Below are 24,244 nucleotides of genomic sequence, written 5' to 3' on the forward strand. Positions count from 1 at the left end.
GCTTTGTATTAGTTGAAGCGTCGCGCACGTCCGCCATGTAGGGATCAACGATAGCCAACCCGTGGCAAGCCGGACGGTAAAAACCAGACGTTGAACGTGGCAGGCACGTTCAGGGCTCGCCGAAGCTTAACGACTGAGCGGTCATTGCCGCTTGCGAGGCTGCGACAATTTCGGTCAAGGGCTGGCAACTTTACGTTTATGGATGTTGGCAAGGCTGTCAGAATTCCCTCTCATTTCCCTTGACCCGAGTCGTAGCCATGCAAATCAAGACCGCCTTGCTATTCGCCACCCCTTGCGATGACGAGGAAGACAACATGGCGACCTTGTGCTGCCACAGCGACAAGGGGCAGATGTTTCTGCTGACACGTTATCCGGATGAAGATACCGTCGACCTGACCCTGGATGACGAGCCGTCGACCCTGGACGGGCTGAAGGTCACCTTGAGTGCGCAGCGTTTGCTGATCGAGGTGGCGGCTGGGGATCGGGATGCGCTGAAAGGGGATGAGGCGCTGGAGATCGTGCTGACTTCGGCGGGAACCGACCTTGAGGAAGTGGCGCTGACCTTGCGTAACATCCTCGATGGCACGGGTACCTTCGTCAGCGAGCTCTGATCTCCTGTTCTGACCTCTTCGCGGGTAAACCCGCGAAGAGGCCGGGCCTGCGAAGTACATGACCCAATGGATACATTGACAGCGCCTCCCCACCCAAGGCATTGTCTGACAACCTGATAACTAGGCAACCGTTTCCATGCTAGAGCTCCAGCGCCCCGACACCCTGGTAGACCGGGTCGTCAGCGCCATCCGCGCCGAGATCGATTCCGGCCGGCTGGCCGCCGAATCGCGCCTGCCCACCGAACAGCAACTGGCCGAACAGCTGAATGTCAGCCGCTCGGTGGTGCGCGAGGCCGTGGCCCAGCTCAAGGCCGACGGCGTGCTGATCGCCCGTCGCGGGCTGGGTTCCTACATCTCGCAAACACCTGCCGGTACCGTGTTCCGCTTCCCCGGCAGCAATGGCCGCAAACCGGACCTGGTGCAGATGTTCGAGATGCGCCTGTGGATCGAGACCCAGGCCGCCGCCATCGCCGCACGCCGCCGCGATGCGCAGGACCTGGCCCACATGGCCAAGGCCCTGCAGGAAATGCTCGACAAGCGCAGCGATTTCGCCACGGCCTCGGCCGCCGACGTGGCCTTCCACCGGGCAATTGCCGAAGCCAGCAAGAACGATTACTTCGTGGCCTTCCACGACTTCCTTGGCGGCCAGCTGGCCAGCGCCCGGCGCACCGCCTGGGAAAACTCCGCCGCCCACTCGGTGGGTGGCTCGGCCGATGCCAATCGCGAACACCAGGCGCTGTACCAGGCCATCGCCGATGGCGACCGCCAGGCGGCCGCTGCTTGCGCCGAAGCGCACCTGCGCGCCTCGGCCAGGCGCCTGAAAATCGACCTCCCCGCCCTCGACTGACCTGGAGACACGACGCGGCCTGATGCGGGCCATTTTACGCATTACTTAGTCTGACAACCTGATAAGCAGATCCACCGACAAGAACACCAAGGTACCCCTGCATGACTTACGACTACTGCATCATCGGCGGCGGCATCGTCGGCCTCGCCACCGCGATGGCCCTGCTCGAGCAGCGCCCGGGCGCATCCCTGCTGATCCTGGAAAAGGAAAACAGCCTCGGCCGCCACCAGACCGGCCACAACAGCGGCGTGATCCATGCGGGCATCTACTACGCACCGGGCAGCCTCAAGGCCGAACTGTGCAAGCGTGGCGCCCAGGCGACCAAGGACTTCTGCACCGAGCACGGCATTGCCTTCGAGGTCTGCGGCAAGCTGCTGGTGGCCTCCAACGACCTGGAAGTGCAGCGCATGCAGGCGCTGTATGAACGCTCGCAGCAGAACGGCCTGAAGGTCGAGCGCCTGGATGCGGCCGCGCTGGCTGAACGTGAGCCGAACATCGTCGGCAAGGGCGCGCTGTTCCTCGATGCCACCGGCATCGTCGACTACACCCAAGTGTGCAATGCCATGGCCAAGGTGATCCGCCAGGCCGGCGGCGAGGTCCATCTCTCCACCCGCGTGAACGCCATCCAGGAATACCCCGACCACGTCGCCGTCGCGAGCGACAGCCACACCTGGCGCGCCCGGCAGCTGGTCGCCTGCGCCGGCCTGCAATCCGACCGCCTGGCGCGCCTGGCCGGGGTGAAGATCGACCACCAGATCATCCCTTTCCGCGGCGAGTACTACCGCCTGCCGGCGAGCAAGAACCAGATCGTCAACCACCTGATCTACCCGATCCCCGACCCGGAGCTGCCGTTCCTCGGCGTGCACCTGACACGCATGATCGACGGCAGCGTCACCGTCGGCCCCAACGCCGTGCTTGGTTTCGGCCGGGAGAACTACCGCAAGTTTTCGGTCAACTGGCGCGACGTGGCCGAGTACGCCAGCTTCCCGGGGTTCTGGAAGACGATCTGGAACAACCTCGGTTCCGGCACCACCGAGATGAAAAACTCGCTGTTCAAACGCGGTTATCTGGAGCAGTGCCGCAAATACTGCCCCTCGCTGCAAGTGGAAGACCTGCTGCCTTATGAAGCCGGCATCCGCGCCCAGGCGGTGATGCGCGACGGCGCCCTGGTACACGACTTCCTGTTCGCCGAGACACCGCGCATGGTGCATGTCTGCAATGCCCCGTCGCCGGCTGCCACCTCGGCCATTCCCATCGGCCAGATGATTGCCGAGAAGATCCTCAAGGCCCGCTGAAATCTGCTGCACCTACAACTACAAAGACAATAAGGAACCCCCCATGTCGGTACATGAGGCGGCCCCGGCCGCGCACGAGACCCCGCAACAGCAACGCAAGCGCCTGCGCAAGGTAGCGGCGGCGACCATCTTCGGCTCGATGCTGGAGTGGTACGACTTCTACCTCTACGCGACCATGGCGGCGATCGTGTTCTCGAAGATCTTCTTCGATGCCAGCAACCCGGCGGTGGCCTCGCTGCTGGCCTTCTCCACCTTCGCCATCGGCTTCATCGCTCGGCCCTTCGGTGGCGTCCTCTTCGGCTACCTGGGCGACCGCTTCGGGCGCAAGCATGTGCTGGTGATCACTTTCTGCATGATGGGTGTGTGCACGGCGCTGATCGGCCTGATTCCAAGCTATGCCAGCATCGGCATCTGGGCACCGATCCTGCTGGTGGTAATCCGCATCATCCAGGGACTGGGCGCAGGGGCAGAACTGTCCGGCGCGGCAGTGACCTCCTACGAACACGCCAGCGAGGGCAAGCGCGGCAGCCAGGGCGCCTGGCCAGCGCTGGGGCTGAACCTGGGGCTGCTGCTGTCGTCGCTGACCGTCTACCTGCTGACCATGAATGGCAACGCGTTCCTCATGGCCGGCGGCTGGCGCATCCCGTTCATTGCCAGCATCGCATTGGTGGCGGTCGGCCTGTGGGTGCGCAAGAGCATTCCCGAGACACCAGACTTCAAGGAGCTCGACAAGAGCGACAGCAGCCAGCCGCAGGTGTCGCCGTTGAAATTGCTGTTCAAGAACGACCTCAAGGGACTGGCCGTGGTGTTCTTCGTGGCCATCGGCTACAACGCCCTGAGCTACATCTTCAAGACCTTCTCGCTGGCCTACCTGACCCAGTTCAAGGGCGTGGAGGCGCATGTCACCTCACTGTCGGTGACCATCGCCAGCCTGGTGGCGATCTTCGCCGTGCCGTTCTTCGGCTGGCTGTGCGACCGCTGGAGCAGCAAGACCGTGCTGATGTTCGGCGGGGTCCTGTCGGCACTGTTCGCCTACCCGTTCCTGCAGCTGTTGAGTACCGGTGAGCCCACCCGGATCTACATCGCCATCGCGATCGGCACCGGCATCCTCGCACCGATGATGTTCGCCCCGCAGGGGTCGTTCCTCAGCCGCCAGTTCCCGACCCAGACGCGCTCTTCGGGCTTTGGTACCGGCCGCGAGATCGGTACCGCGGTAGCCGGTGGCCTGGCGCCGCTGGGCGGGTTGGCCCTGGTGGCCGGGTCGGCGACCCATTCCACCGATGGCGTGGCGCTGATCCTGGCGATCGCCGGGGTGCTGGTGGTGGTGTTCGCGCTGTGCGACCAGGGCCGCAAGCACTCAAGCTCGAAGAACTGAAGCCTGTAGCTGCCTCATCAGCCAGCCGGCGATGAGGCAGCTACCGTTGGCTAACCCTTCAGCCAACAGGGTTCTCATGCACCACCCTGCCGCCCTGCGCCGGCCGGTCGACAAACAGCACATCCAGCGCGCTGCTGCGTAACCCCTTCAACGCGTTCCAGTGCGCCGAGGCATGTATGAACCTCGCCTGCAACAACGCCTCTTGCTCAGCGGACAACCCCTCCCCGCCGTTCAGCACATGGTCGTGCAGGGTGTCACTGATCCCCCGCAACTCATCCGGCACCCGGTGAGCCTCGACACCGCCCAATGGCAGAAAAGGCACGCCATTGCGCAGCCCCAGTTCACGCATGATGCTCAGGTAAACCCGCGCCAGGTGGCCACTCACCTCCCGCTCCCGATAAGCCGCCGCATACACGTGTTTTTGCGCCTCATCCCGCTGCGCCCGGCCTCCACTCACGGGCACTTCCCAACTCAGCACGCGCGGCCTGGGGTCGCCAAGGTCGGCGAGCAAGGCTTGGGCCTTGGCATAGGCGGCGGTGCGTTCGGCTGGCGTAGCCTGTGTCACCCGGCTCGAGAACGGTTTGTTCAGCAACACCTGCTCAAGCATCGATTGCGGATAACCACCACCGATGTCGGAATGTGCGCCAGGCACGATGATGTCGTTGCCGCTGCGCACCAGGGCAAAGTTGTGCCGCTGCTCATCCCTGGCCACCAGTTGCACCACCTGCCGGGCAATGCCCTCTGGCAACCCGAGGCACAGGTCGCCCAGCCGCGCGTCGGCGGGATCGAAGTGACCACGCAGGGGTTCGACGATGGCTGCCACCGTGTCGAAAAGGCCAATAAAGTTGATCGCCCGCGCCCGCTGTAGCTCGGTCGGCAGCCCTTCATCGCTGCCAAGCCGGTTGGCCAACTGCCTGGCAGCCGCCGCGCCGCGGCTGAAACCGAACAGGTCGAACTCGACCCGCTCGGGCACTGCCAGCAAGCGCAGCTGCTCGCCAGCCCTGGCCAACGCCTGCTCCACACGCGCCTGCACACCGGTTGCGCCCCTGCCAGTTCCCTGCGCATACAGCGAATCGGGCGCCCCCGTGGTCGTGCCGACGCCTTCCACATACAGTTTGATGAATGCCTGGTCACCCACCTCTCCTTGCGGGTACAGCCCATGCAACAGGGCGATGTTGCTGGGAGGCTGGGCGGCATTGGCCTGGTTGTTGCCGGTACCGTCAAAGAAGATACCCACCCGCACACCGCTGTATTGCTTGCCCATCGTCGTACTCCGGTTCGCTCTGGAGCCGACAGAAAGCGACGAATTGCCCATGGGCAACATCAGCGAACCCCGCAATGCCTACGGGCAGATTTCGACGCGGCACTGCGGATAGATTAAAGTATCCCCCCTGCCAGGCTGCCCGCACCCTGGCGCAAACCCAGGAACCGCCGCCGATGGAACACCGTGAAGCGCTGATCGCGCTACGCACTTTTCTTTCAACCCAGATCCTAGGCCAGGAGAAGCTGGTCGAGCGGCTGTTGATCGTGCTGCTGGCCGACGGCCACATGCTGGTCGAAGGGGCACCAGGCCTGGCCAAGACCAAGGCCATCAAAGAGCTGGCCGAGGGCATCGAGGCGCAGTTCCATCGCATCCAGTTCACCCCCGACCTGCTGCCGGCCGACATCACCGGCACCGAGATCTATCGCCCGGAAACCGGCAGCTTCGTGTTCCAGCAGGGGCCGATCTTCCACAACCTGGTGCTGGCCGACGAAATCAACCGCGCCCCGGCCAAGGTCCAGTCGGCGCTGCTCGAAGCCATGGCCGAGCGCCAGGTCAGTGTGGGCCGCAGCACCTACGACCTGTCGCCACTGTTCCTGGTCATGGCCACGCAGAACCCGATCGAGCAGGAGGGCACCTACCCGCTGCCTGAAGCCCAGCTCGACCGCTTCCTGATGCACGTGAAGATCGGCTTCCCCGATGCCGCCGTGGAGCGCCGCATCCTGGCCCAGGCACGGGGCGAAGCGCTGGGCGGCGAAGTGAAACCCGAGCGCCGGGTCAGCCAGCAGGCGATCTTTGCCGCGCGCAAGGAAATCCTCGGCCTGTACATGGCCGATGCCGTCGAGGAATACCTGGTGCAACTGGTCATGGCCACCCGCACCCCGGCCAAGTTCGATGCCGAGCTGGCCGACTGGATCGCCTATGGCGCCAGCCCGCGTGGCTCGATCGCCCTGGACCGCTGCGCACGCGCCCACGCCTGGCTGGCCGGGCGCGACTTCGTCAGCCCCGAAGACATCCAGGCGGTGCTGTTCGATGTGCTGCGCCACCGCATCATCCTGTCGTTCGAAGCCGAAGCGGCGGGCGTCGACCAGGACCGCGTGGTCCAGCGCATCCTCGACGTCGTGGCCGTCGCCTGACCCATGCCCACCACGCATCAGGCCGAACCCGGCATCCGCATCGGCCTCGCCGAACTGATCGACATGCGCCACCGCGTGCGCGAAATCCAGCTGTTTTCCCGCCCTGGCCAGCGCAGCCCGCTGGTCGGCCTGCACCATTCCAAGCTGCGCGGGCGCGGTGTGGACTTCGATCAGGTGCGCGTCTACCAGGCCGGGGACGATGTGCGCAACATCGACTGGCGCGTGACCGCGCGCACCCAGGAGCCGCACACCAAACTGTTCCACGAAGAACGTGAACGGCCGATCTTCATCCTCGTCGAGCAGAGTCAGCGCCTGTTCTTCGGTTCGGGGCTGATGTTCAAGTCGGTGCTGGCGGCCCAGGCGGCCGCGCTGTTCGGCTGGGCCGCACTGGGCCACAACGACCGCATCGGCGGGCTGGTGTTCGGCGACAACGAGCACCACGAGATCAAACCGCGGCGCAGCAAGCAAAGCCTGCTGCAGTTGCTCAACCGCCTGGCCAAGGTCAATCAGGCCCTGCACACCGAAGCCGCGCCCCAGGCCGACAGCCTTGGCCTGGCCCTGCGGCGCGCCCGCGAAGTGCTGCGCCCAGGCAGCCTGGCCATCGTCATCTGTGACGAACGCTCGCTCAGCACCCAGGCCGAGCAGCACCTGGCCATGCTCTCGCGCCATTGCGACCTGCTGCTGATGCCGGTGTCCGACCCGCTCGACCACGCCCTGCCCGCTGCCGGCCTGCTGCGCTTCGCCCAACGCAGCGCACAGCTCGAACTGGATACGCTGGACGCCAACCTGCGCCAGGCCTACCGTCAACAGGCCGAAGCGCGTATCGAGCGCTGGGAGCTGATGGCGCAGAAGCTGCGCGTGCTGCTGATGCCGCTGAGCACCCAGAGCGAGATGATCGAGCAACTGCGCGAGTACCTGAATGCCCAGCGCCCTGGGAGTGGTCAATGAACCCGCTGGATCAGTTGCAACCGCTGATCGCACCGCCGGCCATCGGCCTGTGGCCGCCGGCACCGGGCTGGTGGCTGCTGCTCGCGTTGCTGCCACTGCTGGCCTGGGGGCTGTGGCGCCTGCGCCGCTGGCGCCCGGGCAAGCGTCCGGTGGTGCGCGCCGAACTGCCGCTGGACCCGGTGCGCCTGGAAGCCCTGGCCGAACTCGCCCGCCTGCCACGCCCTTACGACGGCGCCCCGGCCGGTGCCTGGCTGCAGCAGATCAACGCCTTGCTCAAGCGCCTGTGCCGCAACCATTACCCCGGCGCCAACAGCCATACCTTGAACGGCCGCCAGTGGCTGGCCTTTCTCGACAACCGCTGCCCGGCCGCCGGCCTGACCCGCTGGATGGTGCTGGTCGAAGGCGCCTACAAGCCCGAGTGCAAGCTCGACGACAAGGCCATCGTCGGGCTCAGCCAGGCTGTCGAAACCTGGATTCGCAAACATGTTTGAACTGGCCTGGCCTTGGGTCTTCATCCTGTTGCCGCTGCCCTGGCTGGCGCGCCTGCTGCTGCCCGCCGCCGACAGTGGCGAGCCGGTGCTCAAGGTGGGGTTCCTCGACGAACTGGAAGGCCTGGCCGGGCGCCGCGCACGCCTGAACCTGCCAACCCTTCGCCAGCAGGCGCCGTATGTGCTGATCTGGCTGTTGCTGCTGTTGGCCGCCGCACGGCCGCAATGGCTGGGTGAACCCGTGCCGGTGGCCGCCAGCGGTCGCGACCTGCTGGTGGCGGTGGATGTGTCGGGTTCGATGGACTTCCCCGACATGCAGTGGAAGGACGAAGACATCAGCCGCCTCGACCTGGTCAAGGTGCTGCTCGGCGACTTCCTGCAGGACCGTGAAGGCGATCGTGTCGGCCTGATCCTGTTCGGCAGCCAGGCCTACCTGCAAGCCCCGCTGACCTTCGACCGGCGCACCGTGCGCACCTTCCTTGACGAGGCGCAGATCGGCATCGCCGGCAAGAACACGGCGATCGGCGACGCCATCGGCCTGGCGGTCAAACGCTTGCGCCAACGCCCGGCACAAAGCCGGGTGCTGGTGCTGGTTACCGATGGCGCCAACAACGGCGGGCAGATCCACCCGCTGACCGCTGCCCGCCTGGCCGCCCAGGAAGGCGTGCGCATCTATACCATCGGCATCGGCGCCAACCCCGAGGCCAGCAGCACGCCTGGCCTGCTCGGCCTTAACCCGAGCCTGGACCTCGACGAAGCGTCACTCAAGGAAATTGCCGACATCAGCCACGGTGCCTACTTCCGCGCCCATGACGGCGCCGAGCTGAGCGCCATTGGCGACACCCTCGACCAGCTCGAGCCGGTGGCCCAGCAACCGACCCAGGCGCGCACGGCCACCGCCCTGTATGCCTGGCCGCTGGCCTTGGCGCTGCTGCTCAGCGTGCTGCTGGTGATGGCGGTGCAATGGCCCGACAACCTGCTGCACAAGGTGCTGCGCAAACCGCGTTTCCTGCAGCCCCATCCGGAGTGGCGCCAGCGCCTGAAACGCCTGCGCCTGAGGAAACGGCGATGATCGATCTCTGGCCACAATGGCTGCGCCCGCTCTGGCTGCTTGTCGTGCCCTTGCTCGGCTGGCTGCTGTTCAAGCTGTGGCACCGGCGCAAGCGCGCCGGGCGCTGGCAGATGATCCTGCCGCCGGCCTTCCACCCGGTGCTGCTCGGCGGCGGCAGCGGCAGCAACAGCAAGCTGCCCTGGGTGGCCTTGGGCCTGGCCTGGCTACTGGTGGTGCTGGCCCTGCTCGGGCCGAGCTGGCAGCGGCTGGAAGAAACCCGCCAGCGCCCGGCCGACCCGCTGGTGATCCTGCTCGAGCTGACCCCGCAGATGCTCGCCGAGGACGTTGCCCCCAACCGCCTGGAACAGGCCCGGCGCAAGATCCTCGACCTGCTCGAACACCGCAGCGACAGCCAGACCGCGCTGATCGTCTATGCCGGCAGTGCGCATACCCTCGTGCCGCTGTCCGATGACCTGGGTACCACGCGCAACCTGCTGGAGGCCATCGACCCGTCGATCATGCCCGCACCCGGCCATCGCGCCGACCTGGCCGTACAGAAAGGCCTGGCCCTGCTGGCCCAGAGCGGCCTCGGCCAGGGTCGCCTGCTGCTGGTTGGGTCCACGCTGAGTGCGCCGGAGCGCCAGGGCATCACCCAGGCCCTCGGCCGCCAGGGCCCAAGCCTGCTGATGCTCGGCATCGGCTCCCGCGACGGCGCGCCGGTGCGCCAGGCCAATGGCGAATACCTCAAGGATGACCAGGGTGGCATCCTCCTGCCGCGGCTCGACAGTGCCAGCCTGAAGGCCTTCATCAGCGGTACCGGCGGGCGCTACCGCCATGCGCGCATCGACGACCTCGACCTGCGCGGCCTTGGCCTGTTCGACAACCCGCGCCAGCTGCGTGATGCCGGCCAGACGCTGCAACTGGACAGCTGGGCCGACCAGGGTTACTGGCTGTTGCTGCCGCTGTTGCTGCTGGCTGCCTGTGCCGGGCGCCGCGGCTGGCTGTTCTGCCTACCGCTGCTGTTGGCCCTGCCGCAACCCAGCCAGGCCTTCGAGTTCAACGACCTGTGGCTGCGCCCTGATCAGCAGGGCCAGATGCTGCTGCGCAAGCAACGCCCGGCAGATGCCGCCCGGCACTTCCAGGACCCGCAATGGCGCGGCATGGCGCTGTACCAGTCCGGTGACTATGCCGGCGCCGCCGAGGCCTTTGCCCAGGGCGACAGCGCCGCAGCCCACTACAATCGAGGCAATGCCCTGGCCCGCAGTGGCGAGCTGGAGGCGGCACTGGACGCCTACGAGCAGGCCCTGGAGCGCCAGCCCGACCTGCAACCGGCACTGGCCAACCAGGCGCTGGTGCAGCAGCAGTTGCTGCAACGCGAGGCTCAGGCCGAAGAACAACCGGCCAACAGCGATGCCCAGGGCACCCCCGGCAGCGAAACCGAGGGCAACAGCAGCTCGGCCAGCAGCCCCGCCCAAGGCACGCCCGGCAGTGACGAACACGCCAACGCCGAACAAACCGGTGAAGGCAGCAACACCAGCCAGGCGACGCCTGGCAACCAGGGCGGCGATGACGACAGCATCACCCAGCCGCCGCAGCGCCCGGTATCGACCAGCCTCGATGCCGAACAGCGCCAGGCCCTGGAACAATGGCTGCGCGAGATCCCCGATAACCCGGCGGAGCTGCTGCGGCGCAAATTCTGGTATGAGCAGCAATTGCATCAGGAAAAAACACGATGAGTCGCTTCGGCGTCTTTCTTCTGGGCCTGTTGTGGGCCGTCATGGCCCAGGCCCTCCCCACGCTGCAGGCCAGCGTCGACCGCACACGCCTGGAGGCCGGCGAAACCCTTGAGCTGACCCTCGAAAGCCAGGACGTGACCCAGTTCGGCAAGCCCGACCTGCGCGCCCTGGAAAGCGACTTCGACGTGCGCGGCACGCGGCAGCTGAACAGCCTGCACACCCTCGATGGCGAAACCCGCGCCAGCACCCGCTGGATCATCACCCTGCTGCCACGGCGCAGTGGCAGCCTGCGCATCCCCGAGCTGCAACTGGGGCAGTCGCGCAGCCAGGCCATCGACCTGCAAGTGCTGCAGGTAGACGCCAACCGCCCGGAAACCGCCTCGCAGGTGTTTGTCGAGGCCACCCTGGACAGCAACGAGGTGTACGTCCAGGCCCAGGCCGTGCTGACCCTGCGTATCTACCATTCGGTATCGCTCTACGACGACAGCAGCCTGAGCCCGCTGCAACTGGAGAACGCCAAGGTCGAGCCGCTGGGTGAATCGCGCACCTACGAGAAGGAGATCAACGGCGTGCGCCACGGGGTGATCGAAACCCGTTACGCGGTGTACCCGCAGCAGAGCGGCGACCTGGACATCCCACCGCTGACCTTCACCGCCACTGCTGCTGACAACGGCCAGCAACCTGCCGGCACTGCCCGGGTAGGCCGCCAGGTGCAGGTCAGTTCGTTGCCGCTGCGCCTGGCCGTGCGGCCCATCCCCGCCGCCTGGCCCGCCAACGTGCCTTGGCTGCCGGCACGCAGCCTGACCTTGGAAGAGCACTGGAACCCCGACCCGGCCAGCCAGCAACCACAGATCGGCGACTCGCTGACGCGCAGCATCACCCTGCGTGCCGAGGGCCTGTCGAGCACCCAACTGCCCCAGCTGCCCGCCACCGAGATCGTCGGCCTGCGCCGCTATCCCGACCAGCCGTTGCTGCGCAACGAGATCAGCGAGCGCGGCATGACCGCCAACCGCGAGGAACGCGAAGCCCTGGTGCCGACCCATAGCGGTGAACTGGCCTTGCCGGCACTGGAAATGACCTGGTGGAACACCCGCGAAGACCATCTGGAACACAGTAGCCTGCCAGCGCGCACGCTGGACGTGCAGGACAACCCGGCGCTAAGCGCGGACACCCCGGTCAGTGACAGCAGTGGCACCAGCCACCTGATCTGGCCCTGGCAGCTCGCCACCCTGCTGTTTGCCCTGACCACACTGCTGGGCTTCACCTTGTGGTGGCGCGCCCGCTCGCAACCGGCGGTGCTGCGTGCTGCGCAGAACGGGCCGAGCCCTCGCACCTTGCTGGACGACCTCAAGCGCGCCTGCCAGGCCAACGACCCGCAGGCGACACGCCAGGCGCTCGATGCCTGGGCGCGGCAACAGCCGGAGACCCTGGCGGAGATGGCGGCGCGGTTCGTGCCGCTGTCGGATGCGCTGGATGGGTTGAACGGGGCGCTTTACAGCGAGAGTGGGCAGTATTGGCAGGGTGAGGATCTGTGGCGGGCGATCGGGACGATTCCGCCGGCGGAACAGGTGTTGTTGCCGGCTGGGGAGAGTGGGGGGTTGCCGCCGCTTTATCCGAAGTGAGGGTTTGGGTCTAGAGGTGCACGCCTTGGGATTTTCAGCGCCTGTGAGACCGAGCGCCGCGCGGGCGGCGCTCGATCTCACAGGCGCTGAAAATATCCAGCCAGGCCCCTGGCAGCCCCGACGCAATCAAAACCTCAGATAAACCGCTGCCCCTCGAACGGGTTCCAGCCATTCACCCCTTTGGTCTGCTTCAGGTAATAAGCCCGGTTGCTCAAAAAGCTGTAAAGAAACGCAAACCCCATGCTGAGCCCGTTATCCACTGGACGCGGAATCTCGCTTCCGGTCACCGCCTCGACGACACCCAGCAATAATCCAATCGCGATCATGATCGCCAGCATCACCAGATTCTTCTTCCACAACCCCAGCACGAACCAATAGATCGGGCCAAAGAAAAAGCCGATGAAGTTATTGTTGATCAGGAGCTTCTTGCGAAACGGCAAGGTGCGGAATGCGGCTTTATACGACTCGGAGGTCGGCGCACCGTACTGATCGAAGAAGGCGAAACGCTCCTGCCATTTCGGCTTGAGGTTGCCATAGGTGGATTGGGCTTGTGGGATACCTTCCATGGGGAGCTCCGTAATTGTCGTCCGTGAGTGTCGTATGGCCATGATCATGGCCGGTTCGGAGGGTAGGTCAGGGCTGCATCAAGGGCAAGTCCCGAAACTCGAATGGAGTGCGAACCACGTCACGGAACGACGAAGCGCCCTGATCTGGATCAGTCACCGTAGGCCTGGCTGCAGCGTCCCCCAGGCTTGGGTTACCATACCCGGCTCCGCAAAGCCCATCACTCACGCCAAGCCCCCGGCTTGCTGACTCGACACCAACAGGTCATCCATGCGTCTGTTTCACACCTCCGACTGGCACCTGGGCCAAAGCCTGCATGGCCAGGAACGCGACTTCGAACACGCCTGCTTCCTCGACTGGCTGCTCGGCCAGCTGCGCCTGCGCCAGCCGGACGCGCTGCTGATCGCCGGCGACATCTTCGACACGGTCAACCCGCCGGTCAAAGCCCAGGAGCGGCTCTACGACTTCATCGTCCAGGCCCATGAGCAGCAACCGAAGCTGGACATCGTGATGATCGCCGGCAACCACGACTCCGGCTCGCGCATCGAACTGCCCGCCGCGCTCATGCGCCGCCTGCGCACCCACGCGCTGGGGCGGGTGCACTGGCTCGACGAGGGCCAGCTGGACGCCGACCGCCTGCTGATTCCGCTGACCAACGGCCGCGGCAAGGTCGCTGCCTGGTGCCTGGCCCTGCCCTTCCTGCGCCCGGCCGAAGTGACCGGCCCGCAGCTGGGCGACGACTACCTGCAAGGCATCACCCAGGTGCACCAGCAACTGATTGGCGCGGCGCAGAAAAAGCGCAAGAAGGATCAGGCGCTGATCGCCATCAGCCACGCACACATGGCCGGTGGCGCGGTGTCCGAAGACTCCGAGCGCAGCCTGATCATCGGCAATGCCGAGGCCTTGCCGGCCAAGCTGTTCGACAAGTCCATCTGCTACGTGGCGCTCGGCCACCTGCACAAGCCGCAGAAGGTCAACCGTGAAAGCCGTATCCGCTACAGCGGCTCGCCGATCCCGCTGTCGTTCGCCGAAATCAATTACCCGCACCAGGTGCTGGAAGTCGAGCTCGATGGCAGCGAGCTGGTCAGCGTCGAGTCTCGCCCGGTACCGCGTGCAGTGGCCCTGCAGCGGGTCGGGCCGGCGCCACTGGGTGAGCTGCTCGGGCAGCTGGCCGAGCTGCCAGTGATCGACCTGCTCGAAGACCCCAACCGCCAACCCTGGCTGGAGGTGCGGGTCCGCCTGGACGAGCCCCAGCCGGACCTGCGCCAGCAGATCGAACTCGCCCTGCAGGGCAAGGCGGTGCGGCTGATCCGCATCAGCACCGAGTACGCAGGCAACGGCCGTGCCGAAGACGATGACCTGGCATTCGTCGAGCTGGCGCAGATGACCCCGCAGGACCTGTTCAGCCGCGCCTGGGAACAAGCCTACGGCAACCCCGTCGACGAACAGGCCCTGGCCGATTTCGCCCTGCTGCTGCAGGACGTCCAGCAGGAAGAGGAACAGCCATGAAGATTCTCGCCATCCGCCTGAAGAACCTGGCATCCCTGGCAGGCCCGGTCGACATCGACTTTACCGCCGAGCCTTTGGCCAGCGCCGGCCTGTTCGCCATCACCGGGCCGACCGGCGCCGGCAAGAGCACCTTGCTCGATGCCCTGTGCCTGGCCCTGTTCGGCACCGTGCCGCGGCTGAACGACATTGGCCGCGAAGCCAAGGTGCCGGACGCCGACGGCGACATCCCCACCTCCGACCCGCGCAACCTGCTGCGCCGCGGCAGCGGCAGCGGCTTTGCCGAAGTCGATTTCGTCGGCATCGACGGCCACCGCTACCGCGCCCGCTGGGAAGCCAACCGCGCCCGCGACAAGGCCAACGGCAAGCTGCAGCTCAGCCGCCAGAGCCTGTACGACCTGGACAGCGAGCAGGTGCTGGGCAGCGGCAAGAACGAATACAAGCAACAGATCGAAGCCCGCCTGGGCCTGAACTTCGAGCAGTTCACCCGTGCAGTGATGCTGGCCCAGAGCGAGTTCGGCGCCTTCCTCAAGGCCGACGACAAAGAACGCAGCGAGCTGCTGGAAAAGCTCACCAACACCGCCATCTACACCCGCCTGGGCCAGCGCGCGTTCAGCAAGGCGCGGGAAACCGCGGAAACCCACAACGCTCTCAAGGAGCGCGCCAGCCACTTGCTGCCGATGGCCGCCGAAGCCCGCGCCGAACTCGACCAGCGCCTGGAGCAGGCGTTGCAGCAGTTCAAGGCCGACCAGGCAGGCGAGCGCCAGCTGGAGCAGCAACGCAACTGGCTTAATGAACAACGCCAGCTGCAGGCCCAGCACGCCGAAGCCGGCGGCACCCTGCAAGCCGCCGAACAGGGCTGGCAGCAGCTGGCCGAGCAGCGTCTCGACCTGCAACGCCTGGAACGCCTGGCGCCGCAGCGCCACCAGTTCCACCGCCAGCAGATGCTCGGCGCGCAACGGGTCCCGGTTGCTGCGCAGATTGCCGAGCAACAGCGCCAACAAACCGAATTGCAGACGCACACCGCAGAGCTGGAACAAGCATTGCTGGCGTCTCGCGAGGCCCTTGCACAGAGCCAGACCCTGCACAGCGACAATGCCCCGCGCCTGCGCCAAGCCTTCGCCGGCCAGGACAACCTGGAACGTCTTGACCAGGAATTGGCGGGGCAACGCGCCACCTGCGATCAGGCCGCGCAGCACGTTGCCGAAGGCCAGCAGCAACTGCAGCAAACCGAAGAGAATCAGCAGCGCAGCCAGCAGCAACTGGCCCAGATCGACACTGCCCTGGCCGAGAGCCAGCACCTGGCCGGCCTGGCCAATGCCTGGCAGGCCTACCTGCCACAACTCAAGCAGGTGATGCTGATCGGTGGCCGCCTGGCCAAGGGCCGCGAAGAGCTGCCCGGCCTGCAGGCCCAGGCCAGCCAGGCCAATGCCCAGCTGCAAGCCCAGCGCGACCACTTCGAGCTGCTGTTCCGTGAAGCCAAGGCCGAACCCCAGGCCCTGGCCGAGCAGGTCGACCTGCTCGGCAACATGCTGCAGGACAACCGCAAGCAACAACGTTCGGTGGAAGAACTGTCGCGCCTGCATGCTCGCGAACTTGAACTGCGCCAGCAGATCGAGGCCCTGCGCGAGCGCCAGCAGCAGGCCATGCAGCAACGCCAGCAACTGATTGGCGAAGGCACCGCAGCCAAAGCTGAACTGGAAGCCGCCGAACAGGCGCTCAACCTCACCCGCCAGTTGCTCGAACGCCAGCGCCTGGCGCGCAACACCAGCGTCGAAGAACTGCGCAGCCAGTTGCGTGATGGCGAGCCATGCCCGGTGTGCGGCAGCGCCGAGCACCCTTTCCATCAACCTGAAGCACTGCTGCAGAGCCTCGGTCGCCACGACCAGGCCGAAGAAGAGGCGGCACAAAAACGGGTCGAAACCCTCAACGGCAAGCTGATCGAGCTGCGCACCGAGCTCGGCGTGGTCAATGCCCAGCTCAAGGACTGCCAGCAGCAACAGCAGCACATGGGTGAGCAGTTGCAACCGCTGGTGGCGCAGGTGCAGGCGCACAGCCTCTGGCCCGCCCTCGCCCCGCAGGATGACAAGGCCCGCAGCGCCTGGCTCGACAGCCAGCTGCGGCGCCTGGACGAAGAGATCGGCAAGGACGAGAAGCGCCAGAGCGCCCTGCTCGCCCTGCAGAAAGACGCCGCTCGTCTCAACCAGCAACTGCAGGCGGCAGAGCAAGCCCAGCAGCAGGCCCAGCGCCATCTCGACCAGCAGCATCAAGCGCTCGCCAACGATGAGCAGCAGCTGGAACAGGGCCTGAATGACCTGGCCAGCGTGCTCCCGGGCGATGTACTCAAGGCCCTTGGCGATGACCCGGCCCATACCTTCCTCGCCCTTGACCAGCAGATCGCCCAGCGTTTGCAGCAACTGGAACAGCGCAAGGACGAACAGCAAGAGCAGCAGGCGCGCCAGCAGCAGCTGGACAAGCTGCGCGACCAGCAACAGGCACGCCTGCAGGCACTGGCCCAGGCGCAGCAACAGCTCGCCACACTCGACACCCAGCGCCAGCAAGCCCACGCCATGCTGGCCGAGCTGCTGGGCGAGCAGGCCAGTGCCGAAGCCTGGCAGCAACACATGGACAGCCAGCTTGAGCAGGCCCGCGCTGTCGATGCAGAAACCGCCCAGCGCCTGCAGGACCTGCGCACCCAGGGTGTACAACTGACCAGCGAGCTCAAGGCCAATATTCAGCAGCAGCAGGCACTGGAGCATGAATGCCAGCAGTTGCAAGGCGACATCGCCCAGTGGCGCGCCGAGCATCCGGAACTGGACGATGCCGGGCTGGACCGCCTGCTGGCCATCGACGACGCCCAGTTGAATGAGCTGCGCCAGCGCCTGCAAGGCGCCGAAAAGGCCATCGAACAGGGCCGCGTGCTGCTTGAGGAGCGCGCACAGCGCCTGCAGCAACACGCCACACAGATGAGCGTCGAGGCGTCGGTCGAAGACCTTGAGCAATTGCTGGGTGAGCTGCGCGAAAGGCTGGCCGGCCATGAGCAGCAATGCGCCGAACTGCGCGCGCAGCAGGCTGACGACCAGCGCCGCCAGCAGGCAAGCCAGGCCCTGGCCGGGGAGATCGAGCAGGCTTACCAGCAATGGCAGCGCTGGGCGCGGCTGAATACGCTGATCGGCTCGGCCTCGGGCGACGTGTTCCGCAAGATCGCCCAGGGCTATAACCTTGACCTGCTGTTGCACCACGCCAACAGCCAGCTGCGCCAGCTGGCGCGCCGCTACCGCCTCAAGCGCGGCGGCAGCGCCCTGGGCCTGCTGGTGCTGGACACCGAAATGGGCGACGAACTGCGCTCGGTGCACTCGCTGTCCGGCGGTGAAACCTTCCTGGTCTCGCTGGCCCTGGCACTGGGCCTGGCATCGATGGCCTCCAGCACCCTGCGCATCGAGTCGTTGTTCATCGACGAAGGGTTCGGCAGCCTTGACCCGGAGTCGCTGCAACTGGCCATGGACGCCCTCGACGGCCTGCAAGCGCAAGGCCGCAAGGTCGCGGTGATCTCCCACGTGCAGGAGATGCACGAGCGCATTCCGGTGCAGATCCAGGTGCGCCGTCAGGGCAATGGCCTGAGCGACGTGGAGGTGTGCGGGTGATCCTCTACTCGTTCCGCCGCTGCCCGTGGGCGATGCGTGCGCGTCTGGCGCTGCGCTATGCCGGTTGCGCGGTGGAGATCGTCGAAGTGGCGATGAAGAACAAGCCGACAGCGCTGCTGGCCTTGTCGCCCAAGGGCACGGTACCGGTGCTGGATACCGGTGCTGGCGTGCTGGAAGAGAGCCTGGACATCATGCGCTGGGCATTGCAGCAGCATGACCCAGAGGACTGGCGCCTGCAGGCCGACCCCGTCGCCGCGCAACACGCCGAGGCGCTGATAGCCCGCAACGACAGCACGTTCAAGGCGCAGGTAAACCTGTACAAATACGCCGAGCGTTATCCGCAGTATTCACGCGATCACTATCGCCAGCAAGCCGAAGCCTGGCTGGCGGAGCTTGAACAGTTGCTCGAAGGCCGGCCGTACTTGCTGGCCGATCATCCAAGCCTGGCCGATGCTGCCCTGTTGCCCCTGATGCGCCAGTTTGCCGGGGTCGAACCGCTGTGGTTCGCCGAGGCGGCTTATCCGCGGGTGCGGAGCTGGCTGGAGGGGTGGTTGGCATCGGAGCTGTTCGACTCGGTCATGGCCAAGTGAATCCTGTGGGAGCGGCTTGCGTCACGAAAGGGCCGCAACGCGGCCCCGGCAATCTCGGCAGTGAAGCAGGGATCTGGGTCCGCTTCGCGGCCCTTTCGCGACGCAAGGCCGCTCCCACAGGGGCCAAGTCAGACTTGAGTCAGTGGCCGTGCTTGGCACTGAGAGCGGCGTGGAAATTGGCGCTCTGGCGCAGGTACTGCTCGGTGTAGCTGTGGGTAGCCGTGGCCTTGCTGCTGTCGGCATGGGCATGGGCCGGCAGCACGACGGACGCGGAAATGGCGGATGCGGCAATCACGGGGAAGAGATTGAAGTTCATGGTGGCTGACCTCGACGTGTGTGGTTTGACGTTCAGCCACTTGGGCCTTGGGTCAAACTTACGCCGCAGAGGTCGCCTGCAGAAATTCATTGCGCTGGTAGGGATTATTATCGCTATCGATAGTCACTCGATGAACTTGAGATCCGAAGGCGCATCCTGAGTGAACGTCTGCACCGTCTCGCCGAGCTTGCCGCTGCGCGGGTCACGGCGCATGACCACGATCTGGTTGCTCTTCTGGTTGGCGACCAGCAGGAAGTTGTCGCTCGGGTCCAGGGCGAATTCCCGTGGATGGTCGCCCTCCGCCGAGCGGCGCTGCAGGAACGTCAGCTGGCCATCGTCCTTGCCCACGCTGAACACCACGATCTCGTTCGCCGTACCACGATTGCTGACGTACAGGAAACGCCCATCCGCCGACAGGTGCAACCCTCCCGAGGCCTTGGCGGCGGCATCCTGCTGATCGGTCAGCGGCAAGCGCTGACGCTCCAGCAAGGCATCGTCCTTGACCTCGAACATCACCACTTCACCACTCATCTCCAGCGTCAGGTAGGCATGCCGGCCCTTGGCATCGAACAGCAGGTGACGCGGCCCGCTGCCGGGCGGCAGGTCCACCGAGGCGGGAATAGCCTTGGTCAGCGGCTCCTTGAGGCTGGCACCGTCATAGCGATAGATGAAGACCTTGTCGGCACCCAGGTCGCTGGCATAGACATGCAGACCATCGGGCGACAGCACCAGCGAGTGCACGTGGGCACCGGCCTGGCGCTCGGCATTCACGCCACTGGGCTTGTGCCGCAATTGCTGCACCACCTTGCTGAGTTTGCCATCCTTGGCCACTGGAATCACTACCAGGCTGCCGCCCGGGTCAGGGGCGACGGAGTAGTTGGCGACGAACAGGAACCGCTGGTCGCGACTGAGACTGGCGTGGGTGGGCTCGTCGCCTTGGCTGCCCACTTGGTTCAATGGCTTGATGTCGCCCTCGGGACTGACGCTGAAGCTGCTGACGTGGCCGTTGGGGGTCTCATTGACCGCGAACAACTGGCGCTGGTCGGCCGACAGCACCAGCCACGACGGGCTGACACTCTTGACAACCTGCAGGGGCTTATCGGCGATTTGCCCTGTCTTGTCGTCGAACTGATAGCGGTAGATGCCCTGGCTCTGGCCATCGGTGTAGCTGCCCACCAGCAACGTGGCGGCGTGGGCGGTAATTGTCAGGCTCATCAGGCTAGCGGTCAGCAGGCTCGTCCAGATCCGGTTCATCGTCGTCCTCATCCGGGGCGCGAAAGGCACTCATACAGACTAGACGATGCTCGCCCTGGGCACCGTTGAGTTGCCACTCATCACCGGTGCCAACGGCGGCAGCGAGCTGTTCGGGGGTGAAGGACCAGCGGCGGTGCTGGCGGCCGTCCATGCACTCGACGATGAGGCCGGAGGCGTCGCAGGTGAAGTCGAAGGCGTGCAGGCCGTCGATCAGGAGCATGTCGCAGGATGCGAGGGCGGTGGCGAGGGGGGACATGGGGGTACCTGTAGGGGATGTGGCGGCATTATAACCGTTGGGCTGCTTTGCAGCCCTTTCGCGACACAAGGCCGCTCCTACAGGGGTTCGCGTTCTCCTGTAGGAGCGGCCTTGTGTCGCGAAAGGGCCGCAAAGCGGCCCCCAGCGGCTCAATGGGCGAAGATGGACCCGCCCTCCTTGCCCACCATCTTCTCAGGCTTGATCAGGAACCGCGCCAGCGCTGGCAGCAGCCACAGCGCACCGAACATGTTCCACAGCAGCATGAACGTCAGCATCAGCCCCATGTCGGCCTGGAACTTGATTGCCGAGAAGATCCAGGTGCACACGCCGATCGCCAGGCACAAGCCGGTGAACAGCACAGCCTTGCCCGTCGAACGCAGGGTCTGGTAGTAAGCCTCCTGCAACGGCAGGCCGGCACGCAGGAAGCTTTCCAGGCGGCTATAGATGTAGATGCCATAGTCCACGCCAATACCAACGCCCAGCGCCACCACCGGCAAGGTGGCGACCTTGACACCGATGCCCATGAACGCCATCAGCGCGTTGCCAAGCACCGAGGTCAGCACCAGCGGCAGGACGATGCACAGGGTCGCGGCGAACGAGCGGAAAGTGATCATGCACATCACCGCAACGCACAGGTAGACCAGGATCAGGATGGTCAGCTCGGCCGACTTGATCACCTCGTTGGTGGCCGCCTCGATCCCGGCGTTGCCCGCCGCCAGCAGGAACTGCAGGCCCTCCTTGTCGTGGCTGTCGGCAAACGCCTTGGCCACGGCGGTGACACGCTCCAGGGTCTCGGCCTTGTGGTCGTTGAGGAACACCAGCACCGGCGCCAGCGAGCAGTCGGCGTTATACAGGCCATCGGCGCGGGCGATGGAGTTGTTGAGGATGTCCGGGTTGCGCGACAGGGTCTCCCACTTCAGGCTGCCCTCGTTCATGCCCTTGATCACCTGTTTGGACACGGTCACCAGCGAGATCGCCGATTGCACGCCAGGGGTGTTCTGCATGGTCCACATCAGCTCGTCGATCGGTGCCATGGTCGAGTGGATCGAGCAGCTTTCCGCCGGCGTCTTGACCATGATCACCAGCACGTCGGAACTGGTCGAGTAGTTGCTGATGATGAAGTTGTTGTCCTGGTTGTAGCGCGAGTCCGGGCGCAGCTCCGGCGCGCCCTGGTCGAGGTCGCCGATCTTCAGGTTCTGGCTGTACCACAGGCCGCCGGCGAAGGCGATCAACGCCAGGGCGATGGACACCGGCGCCACCTTGGCACTGGCGAAGTTCGACAGCAGGCGCCAGAACGGGTGCTCGCGGGTCGCGTCTTTCTTGCTGCGCTCGATGGCCTTCTTGCTGATGCCGACATAGGAAATCGCCACCGGCAGCAGGATCAGGTTGGTGAACACGATCACCGCCACGCCGATGGACGCGCCGATGGCCAGCTCGCGGATCACGCCGATGTCGATGATCAACAGGGTGATGAAGCCCACGGCGTCGGCAAGGATGGCGATCATCCCCGGCAGGAACAGCTGGCGGAAGGTGCGTCGGGCTGCAGTCAGGGCATTGTCGGCGTCACTGGACTGCAAGGCGATGCCGTTGATCTTCTGCACACCGTGGGAAATGCCGATGGCGAAGATCAGGAACGGTACCAGCATCGAGTACGGGTCCAGGCCGAAGCCCACCGCATGCATCAGGCCCAGTTGCCAGACCACCGCCACCAGGGTGGTGATGAGCACGGCGATGGTGCTGCGGATGCACCAGGTGAACCAGTACAGCAGGACCCAGGTGATCACCAGGGCCACGCCGAAGAACATCGCCACCATCACCAGGCCGTCGATCAGGTCGCCGACCTTCTTGGCGAAGCCGATGATGTGGATCTTCACGTTGGGATTCTGCGCCTGGAACTTGTCGCGGATCTTTTCTTCCAGCTGATGCGAGAACTGCTGGTAATCCAGCTTGACCTGCTTGCCGGGGTCCTGCGGGTCGGGGAAGCTTTCCAGCAGCGGCACGTCGACGATGCTGGACTTGAAGTTGTTGCCCACCAGGCGCCCGACCTGGCCGGACTTGAGCACGTTGTCGCGCAGGGTGTCGAGGCTGTCCTGGGAGCCGTTGTAGGTGTTGGGGATGACTTCGCCACCGGAGAAGCCCTCTTCGGTGACCTCGCTCCAGCGCACGCTGGGGCTCCACAGCGACTTGAGGCCGGCGCGGTCGACCCCGGGGATGTAGAACACCTCGTCATGGATCTGGCGCAGCGTCTCCATGTAGTCCTTGTCGAAGATGTCGCCGTTGACCGCCTCGACCGAGATGCGCACGGTGTTGCCCAGGTTGGCCAGGTCGTTGCGGTGCTCCATCATCTGTTCGATGAACGGGTGCTCCAGCGGGATCATCTTCTCGAAGCTGGTCGAGGGGCGGATCTGCGTGGCCTGCCAGAACAGAAAAATGCTGACCAGCACGCACAGGGCGATGACCACCGGGCGGTTGTTGAAGATCAGGCGTTCGAGCAACGTAGCCTTGTCCTGGTGGTGCGGGTGCATGGTGATGCTCTCCCTGCTGGTCATGGACGCACCTCCTTGGCCGCCGGCTCTGCGCCTTCGGCGCTGGCCAGGTGTACGCCACCCTGCCCCACCAGCAGCAGGCCACCGTTGGCCAGGCCAGCGACACCGGCCAGGGCAATGCGATCACTGCGGTTGTAGACGCTGAAGGTCTGGCCATCATCGGTGCTGCGCAGCACGCTGCCACCATTGCCGACCAGCACCAGGCTGCCATCCTCCACAAGCGTAGCGCCTGCCAGGCCGAATTCGAGGTCGCCACGGGCGGCCTTGAGTTCGATCGGCTGCCAGCTGTCACCGAAGTCACCGGAGCGGAACAGGTTGCCGCGCAGCCCATAGGCCAGCAGCGTATGCGCTTTGGCTGTGCCGATCACGCCGAACAGCGAGCCCTCGTATGGGCCCTGGACCTTGGCCCAGGTCTGGCCATTGTCGCTGGAGCGGTACATGCCGCCCTGCTCGCCGACGATGAACAGGCCAGCGTCGCGCACCTGGGTGATGCCGTTGAGGTGCAGCTGGTCGGGGTTGTCCAGGCGTTCGGCGATGTCCTGCCAGTGCTGGCCACCGTCGCGGGTTTCCAGCAGCGCGCCATAGGCGCCCACGGCAAAACCGTGCTGGGGGTCGAGGAAGGTGATGTCCAGCAGTGGCGCTTCACGGGCCAGGTCTTCGAACTGCTTGCTCCAGGTGGCGCCGCCATCGTTGCTGGCGAGGATCTGCGCATCGTGGCCGACTGCCCAGCCGCGCTTGTCGTCGAGGAAGAACACGGCGGTGAGCAGTTGCCGGGTGGGCACCCGGGCCTGGGTCCAGGTGCTGCCCTGGTCGTCGGAGAACAGAATGTGGCCGCGATCACCGACCACTACCAGGCGCTTGCCGGCATGCACGGCGCCAATCAGCAGACTCTGGCTGGCCTTGGCCGATTCGGTCGAGTACTCGTCGGCGGCAGCGGCCTGCGCGCTGTCGGCCCACAACCCCAGTGCCAGCGCCAGCATCGCGCCAGCCGCCAACGGCCAGGCACCACGCCTGGCCTGCGTCATCACCCGCTCCTTCATGAGCATCCCCTGTTGTGTTCTTCTTGGTGGGTCTGTGCTGTGAAAAGCCTGTTTTAGAGGCTTGGGGGGATCGTATCGGGGAAGGTTGCGCGATTACAACGAACGGGACGTTATGTTTTGTTAACCGCCAAAAAACGGGGGCCGCTGTGCGGCCCTTC

Annotated in this window: 20 protein-coding genes; 13 read left to right on the forward strand and 7 right to left on the reverse strand. The window is 65.4% G+C overall.

Translation table 11 applies throughout. The annotated features are described in order from the left end of the window. Positions 1–257 precede the first annotated feature (257 nt). The 4 genes from ACIPW4_RS14215 (at position 258) to ACIPW4_RS14230 (ending at position 4,128) form a co-directional block, all read left to right on the forward strand. Complete coding sequence (locus tag ACIPW4_RS14215; protein WP_060508113.1) at positions 258–611, forward strand: hypothetical protein; 354 nt, start codon at positions 258–260, stop codon at positions 609–611. Between the two features lie 136 nt (positions 612–747). After that, positions 748–1,458 carry a FadR/GntR family transcriptional regulator gene (locus ACIPW4_RS14220; protein ID WP_400658798.1) on the forward strand — a complete coding sequence of 237 codons (711 nt, stop codon included), beginning with the start codon at positions 748–750 and terminating at the stop codon, positions 1,456–1,458. Between the two features lie 101 nt (positions 1,459–1,559). After that, positions 1,560–2,753 (forward strand): L-2-hydroxyglutarate oxidase, encoded by a 1,194-nt coding sequence (gene lhgO, locus ACIPW4_RS14225; protein ID WP_400658800.1) that lies wholly within the window; start codon positions 1,560–1,562, stop codon positions 2,751–2,753. A gap of 43 nt (positions 2,754–2,796) precedes the next feature. Beyond that, on the forward strand, positions 2,797–4,128 hold the full coding sequence (locus ACIPW4_RS14230; protein WP_400658802.1) for an MFS transporter: 1,332 nt from the start codon (positions 2,797–2,799) through the stop codon (positions 4,126–4,128). A gap of 58 nt (positions 4,129–4,186) precedes the next feature. Here the strand turns inward: ACIPW4_RS14230 and ACIPW4_RS14235 are convergent, their stop codons facing one another. Then, complete coding sequence (locus ACIPW4_RS14235) at positions 4,187–5,392, reverse strand: phospholipase effector Tle1 domain-containing protein (protein ID WP_400658803.1); 1,206 nt, start codon at positions 5,390–5,392, stop codon at positions 4,187–4,189. Positions 5,393–5,565: 173 nt separating this feature from the next. On the opposite strand from ACIPW4_RS14235, the gene ACIPW4_RS14240 reads away from it, so the two are divergent. From ACIPW4_RS14240 to ACIPW4_RS14265, 6 genes are read left to right on the forward strand one after another with little or no spacing between them, the layout of a single operon-like run. After that, positions 5,566–6,525 carry an AAA family ATPase gene (locus tag ACIPW4_RS14240; RefSeq protein ID WP_400658805.1) on the forward strand — a complete coding sequence of 320 codons (960 nt, stop codon included), beginning with the start codon at positions 5,566–5,568 and terminating at the stop codon, positions 6,523–6,525. A gap of 3 nt (positions 6,526–6,528) precedes the next feature. Beyond that, positions 6,529–7,473: a DUF58 domain-containing protein gene (locus tag ACIPW4_RS14245; protein WP_400658807.1), complete on the forward strand. Its 945-nt coding sequence runs from the start codon at positions 6,529–6,531 to the stop codon at positions 7,471–7,473. Beyond that, on the forward strand, positions 7,470–7,964 hold the full coding sequence (locus ACIPW4_RS14250) for a DUF4381 domain-containing protein (protein ID WP_152955797.1): 495 nt from the start codon (positions 7,470–7,472) through the stop codon (positions 7,962–7,964). The genes ACIPW4_RS14245 and ACIPW4_RS14250 overlap by 4 nt, the downstream gene beginning before the upstream one ends. Continuing rightward, positions 7,957–9,033, forward strand: coding sequence for a vWA domain-containing protein (locus ACIPW4_RS14255; protein ID WP_400658809.1), 1,077 nt, complete (start codon positions 7,957–7,959; stop codon positions 9,031–9,033). The genes ACIPW4_RS14250 and ACIPW4_RS14255 overlap by 8 nt, the downstream gene beginning before the upstream one ends. After that, entirely contained in the window at positions 9,030–10,748 is a 1,719-nt protein-coding gene (locus tag ACIPW4_RS14260; RefSeq protein WP_400658811.1) for a tetratricopeptide repeat protein, read from the forward strand. The genes ACIPW4_RS14255 and ACIPW4_RS14260 overlap by 4 nt, the downstream gene beginning before the upstream one ends. After that, positions 10,745–12,370 carry a BatD family protein gene (locus tag ACIPW4_RS14265; RefSeq protein WP_400658812.1) on the forward strand — a complete coding sequence of 542 codons (1,626 nt, stop codon included), beginning with the start codon at positions 10,745–10,747 and terminating at the stop codon, positions 12,368–12,370. The genes ACIPW4_RS14260 and ACIPW4_RS14265 overlap by 4 nt, the downstream gene beginning before the upstream one ends. A gap of 134 nt (positions 12,371–12,504) precedes the next feature. Here the strand turns inward: ACIPW4_RS14265 and ACIPW4_RS14270 are convergent, their stop codons facing one another. After that, positions 12,505–12,936, reverse strand: coding sequence for a DUF2628 domain-containing protein (locus tag ACIPW4_RS14270; protein WP_400658814.1), 432 nt, complete (start codon positions 12,934–12,936; stop codon positions 12,505–12,507). Between the two features lie 268 nt (positions 12,937–13,204). Here ACIPW4_RS14270 and ACIPW4_RS14275 point away from each other — a divergent pair, with 268 nt between their 5' ends. Genes ACIPW4_RS14275 through ACIPW4_RS14285 form a run of 3 tightly spaced genes read left to right on the forward strand, consistent with a single transcriptional unit; the run spans position 13,205 to position 18,674 of the window. Continuing rightward, positions 13,205–14,443, forward strand: coding sequence for an exonuclease SbcCD subunit D C-terminal domain-containing protein (locus ACIPW4_RS14275; RefSeq protein WP_400658815.1), 1,239 nt, complete (start codon positions 13,205–13,207; stop codon positions 14,441–14,443). Then, positions 14,440–18,084: an AAA family ATPase gene (locus ACIPW4_RS14280; protein WP_400658817.1), complete on the forward strand. Its 3,645-nt coding sequence runs from the start codon at positions 14,440–14,442 to the stop codon at positions 18,082–18,084. Before ACIPW4_RS14275 ends, ACIPW4_RS14280 begins: the two co-directional genes overlap by 4 nt. Next, entirely contained in the window at positions 18,081–18,674 is a 594-nt protein-coding gene (locus ACIPW4_RS14285; RefSeq protein WP_400658819.1) for a glutathione S-transferase, read from the forward strand. The genes ACIPW4_RS14280 and ACIPW4_RS14285 overlap by 4 nt, the downstream gene beginning before the upstream one ends. A gap of 139 nt (positions 18,675–18,813) precedes the next feature. Here the strand turns inward: ACIPW4_RS14285 and ACIPW4_RS14290 are convergent, their stop codons facing one another. The 5 genes from ACIPW4_RS14290 to ACIPW4_RS14310 form a co-directional block, all read right to left on the reverse strand. After that, on the reverse strand, positions 18,814–18,990 hold the full coding sequence (locus ACIPW4_RS14290) for a hypothetical protein (RefSeq protein WP_400658821.1): 177 nt from the start codon (positions 18,988–18,990) through the stop codon (positions 18,814–18,816). 123 nt (positions 18,991–19,113) lie between these two features. Next, positions 19,114–20,244 carry a lactonase family protein gene (locus ACIPW4_RS14295; RefSeq protein WP_400658823.1) on the reverse strand — a complete coding sequence of 377 codons (1,131 nt, stop codon included), beginning with the start codon at positions 20,242–20,244 and terminating at the stop codon, positions 19,114–19,116. Next, the gene (locus tag ACIPW4_RS14300; RefSeq protein ID WP_400658825.1) at positions 20,210–20,500 is read right to left on the reverse strand and encodes a DUF5629 family protein; all 291 of its coding nucleotides are present in this window, start codon (positions 20,498–20,500) and stop codon (positions 20,210–20,212) included. The genes ACIPW4_RS14295 and ACIPW4_RS14300 overlap by 35 nt, the downstream gene beginning before the upstream one ends. Before the next feature lie 149 nt (positions 20,501–20,649). Next, entirely contained in the window at positions 20,650–23,025 is a 2,376-nt protein-coding gene (locus ACIPW4_RS14305; protein ID WP_400659148.1) for an RND family transporter, read from the reverse strand. Between the two features lie 20 nt (positions 23,026–23,045). Beyond that, positions 23,046–24,071 carry a WD40/YVTN/BNR-like repeat-containing protein gene (locus tag ACIPW4_RS14310; protein WP_400658827.1) on the reverse strand — a complete coding sequence of 342 codons (1,026 nt, stop codon included), beginning with the start codon at positions 24,069–24,071 and terminating at the stop codon, positions 23,046–23,048. Positions 24,072–24,244: the final 173 nt, after the last annotated feature.

Source organism: Pseudomonas sp. NPDC089996 (assembly GCF_044748405.1).
GTDB lineage: Bacteria > Pseudomonadota > Gammaproteobacteria > Pseudomonadales > Pseudomonadaceae > Aquipseudomonas.